3 protein-coding genes are annotated in these 3496 nt (G+C 68.7%); all 3 read left to right on the top strand.

Going from position 1 to position 3496, the window contains the following annotated elements:
- The first annotated feature begins 106 nt into the window (after window positions 1-106).
- Genes E3D03_RS20190 through E3D03_RS20200 form a run of 3 tightly spaced genes read left to right on the top strand, consistent with a single transcriptional unit; the run spans window position 107 to window position 3391 of the window.
- A complete protein-coding gene (locus E3D03_RS20190; protein ID WP_263568442.1) occupies window positions 107-1618 on the top strand; it encodes a phage portal protein in 1512 nt (503 codons plus the stop codon).
- Complete coding sequence (locus E3D03_RS20195) at window positions 1618-2970, top strand: S49 family peptidase (RefSeq protein WP_231565617.1); 1353 nt, start codon at window positions 1618-1620, stop codon at window positions 2968-2970. Before E3D03_RS20190 ends, E3D03_RS20195 begins: the two co-directional genes overlap by 1 nt.
- Before the next feature lie 40 nt (window positions 2971-3010).
- Window positions 3011-3391: a head decoration protein gene (locus tag E3D03_RS20200; RefSeq protein ID WP_263568443.1), complete on the top strand. Its 381-nt coding sequence runs from the start codon at window positions 3011-3013 to the stop codon at window positions 3389-3391.
- The last annotated feature ends 105 nt before the right edge of the window (window positions 3392-3496 follow it).

The following is a 3496-nucleotide window of genomic DNA, read 5'->3' on the forward strand; positions in this document are numbered from 1 at the left end:
ACTGGCGGCGGCCATCCGCGATCTGGAGGCGCGCATCGCAGCTGTCAGCGGTGTCCCGGCCCGGCGCCGCCGCTGGGGCACGGTCGCCTCGAAGGGTCTGTAAGCCATGGTCTTCGACGCCTTCCGCGCGCGCCTTGGGTCCATCATCGGCGGGTTTGACGCCGCACAGTCGCAGCGCCGGCTGCGCGGCTTTCGCGCCAGCCGCGCGCATGTGAACACGCTGATCGCCGCCTCCGGCGAGACCATCACCGCCCGCGCCCGTTGGCTCGCCCGCAACAACGGCTATGCCGCGAACGCCGTCGATGCCTTCGCCAACCATGTCGTCGGCGACGGGATCAAACCCTCGTCGAAGATCGTCGATGCTGCGCAGAAGGAGGAACTGCAGAGCCTCTGGCTCGCCTGGACCGACGAGGCCGATGCCGAGGGGCTGACCGATTTCTACGGGATCCAGCGCAGGGCCGCGCGGGAAGTGTTTCTGGCCGGCGAGGTGTTTCTGCGCCTCCGCACCCGCCGCCCCGAGGATGGGCTCACCGTGCCGATACAGCTGCAGATGCTGCCCTCGGAGATGCTGCCGCTCGACATGAATCGCCCCCTTCCCGGCGCGGGATCGATCCGCCAGGGCATCGAGTTCGATGGCATCGGCCGCCGCGTGGCCTATCACTTTCTGCGCCGCCACCCGGGCGACATGACCGATCCGGGACTGGCCGGGGAAACCGTCCGGGTTCCGGCCTCCGAGGTGATCCACATCCTCGATCCCCTAGAGGCGGGCCAGCTGCGCGGCGTGTCGCGCTTTGCCGCGGCCGTGGTGAAGCTCTTCACCCTCGACCTTTACGACGATGCCGAGCTGGAGCGGAAGAAGACTGCGGCGATGTTCGCGATGTTCATCACCTCGCCCGCCCCGGAAACCGCCCTCGATCCGGCCGAGGACGATCTGGAGGTCGAACCCGGTCAGGTGGTGCGGCTCGATCCCGGCGAGGATGTGACCACTCCGGCAACCCCGGATTCCGGATCCACCTATGAGCCCTTCCAGTACCGCACGCTGTTGCAGATCGGCGCGGCGCTGGGCGTGCCTTACGGTTATCTCACCGGCGACACCGCGAAGGGGAACTTCTCCAACACCCGCATTGCGCTGATCGACTTCCGCCGCCGCATCTCGGCCTTCCAGCATTCGGTGATGGTCTATCAGCTCTGCCGAGCGGTCTGGACGCGCTGGCTGGACATGGCGGTGTTGTCGGGCGCCATCGACCTGCCCGGTTATGCCACCGAGCGGCGCCAATACCTCGCCTGCGACTGGCTGCCGACCAAATGGGACTGGATCGACCCGGCCAAGGACGCGGCGGCGGAGATCCTGCAGATCGAGGCGGGACTCAAATCCCGCAGCCAGGCCATCGCCGAGCGCGGCTTTGACGCCGAACAGGTCGACCGGGAAATCGCCGCCGAACGCCAGCGCGAGGCCGAGCTGGGGCTGGACTTCCGGCGGCCGGGATCACCGGCGCAGGCGGCGGGTGGCGGCGCTGGCCCGGGTGATACCCAAAACGAGCGGCAGGATCAGCAGAGCAGCGGCGATCTGGAAGACAACGGCGACGACCGGGAACTCAGGTCCGCGGAGAAAGCATGATACATCACACCCAGATCGCCCAGCGTGTCTTCAACACGCCGCTGATGGTCGATCCGGCCAAGGCGCTGGCCTTCCTCGCCGGCCTCGGGCCTCGCATCGCCGGGCAGGACATCACCTTCCAGGGGCTGGAGGTGGAAGCCGCCGACCTAACTGCCGCCAACCTGCCCGTCCGGGCCTCACTCTTCGATGACGACCTGACCAACCGGCAAGCGCGGAACGGCACCCAACCCTTCGCGGTGGTGAACAGCATCGCCGTGATCGAGATCGCCGGCACATTGGTGCATCGCGGGGCGTGGATCGGGCAGTCCTCGGGGCTGACCTCCTATGAGGGCATCGCCGCCCAGCTTTCGGCGGCGCTTGCCGATCCGGCGATCCGCGGCATCGCGCTCGACATCGACAGCTTCGGCGGCGAGGTGGCCGGCGCCTTCGATCTCGCCGACCGCATCCGCGCGGCGCGGGCGCTGAAGCCGATCCACGCCTTCGTCGCCGACCATGCGCTGTCGGCCGGCTATGCGCTGGCCTCGCAGGCCGACCGCATCATCCTGCCCCGCACTGGCGCTGTCGGCAGCATCGGCGTGCTGGCGATGCACAGCGACATGAGCGGCGCGCTCGACAGACAAGGCATTGCCGTCACCCTGATCCATGCCGGGGCGCGCAAGGTCGATGCCAATCCCTACCAGCCGCTGCCCGAGGTCGTCCGTGCCCGGATCGCCGGCGAGGTCGAGGATCTGCGCCAGCTCTTCGCCGAGACCGTCGCCGAGGGTCGTGGCACCCGGCTCGACACCCAGCGCGCGCTCAGCACCGAAGCCGCCGTCTTCCGCGGCGAAGCGGCGGTCTTTGCCGGTCTTGCCGATGAGGTCGCCGATCCAGTCACCGCCTTCCGCGCTTTCGCAGCCGTACCAAGCGACCACTTTCGCGCCTCGCAGCGCCACATCACCACAAAAGGAAAGGACCCTCTGATGACCAGCAACACCGATGACGATGTACAGACCACTCCGGCAGGGCCCGCCGCCGCCGCGCCGGAACTGTCCGCGATCCCGACGGTCGCAGCGCCGACTCCGGCAGAGGCAGCCACGCCGTCGAAAGCCGAAGCAGCCCCCTCAATCGAGGCCATCCGCGCCGAAGCGGCCGAGGTCGCACAGGTCTGCGCCCAGGCGGCGCGGCTCGGCGTGAGCATCGACGCTGCCGATGCCGTGGCCCGTGGTCTGAAACCAGAAGCTCTGCGGGCGAAGGTGCTGGCCGATCTGGCCGCCCGCAGCGACGCGGCGGGGATCATCGCCACCGCCCCGGCCGCAGCCGCGAAGGAAAGCCCCATCATCGCCGCCGCCCGCAATTCCGCCGCCTCGCGCTGATTTCCCCCTACCTGTCCCCCGATATTCCGGAGTCTGAACCATGCCCGTCCTGACGCAACCGCCCTCGATGGGCGATGTCCTCAAATACGAGTTGAACCCCAACTACAGCCGCGAGGTTGTGACGCTGCTCGCGGGCACCAACTATCCCGTCGGCGCGGTGCTGGGGCAGATCACCGCCAGCGGCAAATACACAATCTCACCCGCCACCGGCTCGGACGGGGCCGAGACTGCCGCTGCGGTGCTGCTTTACGCTACCGATGCCGCAGCCGCCGACGCCACCGGCATCGTGCTGGCCCGGGGCCCCGCCATCGTCTCGCGCGCAGGCCTCGTCTTCGACGCCAGCGTCGATGACGCCACCAAGACTGCCGCCAAGATCGGCCAGCTCGCCGATGCCGGCATCGTCGCCCGCGACGGGGCCTGACGCGCAGCGTCGACAGTCCTCCCCCATCATCCCCGGAGCCATCCCATGACCATCACCCGCAATCCCTTTGACGCCGGCGGCTATTCGCTGGCCGAGATGACGCAG

This window comes from Paracoccus sp. DMF (assembly GCF_004407025.1).
Taxonomy (GTDB): domain Bacteria; phylum Pseudomonadota; class Alphaproteobacteria; order Rhodobacterales; family Rhodobacteraceae; genus Paracoccus; species Paracoccus aminovorans_B.

What these genes read in the sequence shown, in the direction of transcription:
- E3D03_RS20190 (WP_263568442.1), top strand. Translation starts at nt 107, where the DNA reads ATGGTCTTCGACGCCTTCCGCGCGCGCCTTGGGTCCATCATCGGCGGG.
- E3D03_RS20200 (WP_263568443.1), top strand. Translation starts at nt 3,011, where the DNA reads ATGCCCGTCCTGACGCAACCGCCCTCGATGGGCGATGTCCTCAAATAC.